This is a genomic window from Streptomyces milbemycinicus (genome assembly GCF_002154605.1).
Lineage (GTDB): Bacteria > Actinomycetota > Actinomycetes > Streptomycetales > Streptomycetaceae > Streptomyces > Streptomyces milbemycinicus.
In genome coordinates this window covers 1-1,721 of sequence record NZ_MUNE01000767.1, presented here as the reverse complement: position 1 = coordinate 1,721, position 1,721 = coordinate 1, and the positions used below count along the sequence as shown (strand labels likewise).

Genomic DNA, 1,721 nt, shown 5'->3' with positions numbered 1-1,721 from the left:
TCGCGTCCACTGTGTTGGTTCCCAGGCTGCGAACAGTCGCGCCGGTTGAGCCACACTTAACTGAACAGTGTGCTTGTTCGCTGCCCTGTCCAATTCCCGCTCTGCGGGATGGGCAATAGGGTTTCGGTGGTCATTGCGTTAGGGAAACGCCCGGTTACATTCCGAACCCGGAAGCTAAGCCTTTCAGCGCCGATGGTACTGCAGGGGGGACTCTGTGGGAGAGTAGGACGCCGCCGAACAATCTTTGAAGGACCCTTGGTCCCAGCGTTCATGCTGGGACCAAGGGTCCTTTTGTTTTTGCTGAAACGCGTTGGCGAGGCCGATGCGCGAGAATGGCTGCAGTACCTCAAGACAGGAGTCATGTCGATGTCCACCAACTCCCCCGACGATCGGCCGAACCGGGAGCCGCGGCGCCGGGACGGCGGTGATCGGCGCGATTTCCGCGAGTCCGGACCGCGACGTGACGGTGATCGCGGCGGGTCCCGGCAGGGGCGGGACGACCGCCCGTACCGTCCGCGGCGTGATGACGACCGCGGTGGATTCCGCCGCGATGATGACCGCGGTGGCCACCGGCGCGACGACGACCGTGGCGGCTACCGCCGCGACGACGATCGCGGTGGTTACCGTCGCGACGACCGGTCGGATGACCGCCGCGGTGAGCGCCGTGATGACCGGCCGCGCGGGCCGCGCCGTGACGATGACCGTGGTGGACGGCCTGGAGGGTATGCGCGTCGGGACGACCGCGGTGGCCGGCCCGGTGGTGGGTTCGACCGGCGTGATGACCGTGGCGGTTTCCGCCGCGACGACCGCCGTGATGATCGTCGTGACGACCGCCGTGACGACCGCCGTGACGACCGCCGTGACGACCGGAGTGATGACCGCCCCCGTGGGCCCCGGCGGGATGACCGTGACGGTGGCTACCGCCAGGGTGGGTTCCGTCGTGACCGGGACCGCGATGACCGGCCCGGGTTCCGGCGCGATGACGACCGTGGCGGCTACCGCCGTGATGACCGCGGTGGGTTCCGCCGGGACGACGACCGCGGTGGGTTCCGGCGCGATGACGACCGTGGCGGCTACCGCCGCGACGATCGTCGTGATGACCGCAGGGACGACCGGCGCCCTGACGACCGGCGGGATGACCGGCCTTCGTACCGTCGTGACGACGACCGTGGCGGTTTCCGCCGTGATGATCGCCGTGATGAGCGGCCTCGTGGGCCGCGCCGCGACGACCGGGACCGTGGTGGCCGCGTCGGTGGGTATGAGCGCCGTGACGACCGGCGTGATGATCGCCGTGACGACCGTCGTGACGACAGGCCGCGCGCGCCGCGCCGGGACGACCGCGAGGGCGGTTACCGGGGCCGTGACGACCGCGGGCCGCGCCGGCCGTACGGCGGCGGGCAGGGCCGTGGGCGCGACGAGCGTCCTGGCGGCGGTTACAAGCGCCGGGATGACCGGTCCGGCGGCTACGGTCGCCGGGACGACCGCCCCCGTGACCGCGACCGTGACCGCGAGCCGGTCAAGCGGCTGCCGATCCCCGAGGATGTGACCGGGGCCGAGATCGACAAGAGTGTGCGGCAGGAGCTCATGAGCCTGCCGAAGACGCTCGCCGACGACGTGGCGAAGAACCTCGTCATGGTCGCCAAGCTGCTGGACGACGAGCCCGAGCGGGCGTACGAGTACTCGCGCGTCGCGCTGCGGCTCGCCTCCCGCGTCGCGGCCGT

1 rRNA gene and 2 pseudogenes are annotated in these 1,721 nt (G+C 70.5%); all 3 read left to right on the top strand.

Going from position 1 to position 1,721, the window contains the following annotated elements:
- Positions 1-122 precede the first annotated feature (122 nt).
- Positions 123-239, top strand: a 5S ribosomal RNA gene (gene rrf / locus CCN51_RS45760).
- Between the two features lie 718 nt (positions 240-957).
- Positions 958-1,491: pseudogene (locus CCN51_RS60375) on the top strand (tetratricopeptide repeat protein); the annotation flags it as partial.
- A gap of 33 nt (positions 1,492-1,524) precedes the next feature.
- A pseudogene (locus tag CCN51_RS60370) lies at positions 1,525-1,721 on the top strand (tetratricopeptide repeat protein); the annotation flags it as partial.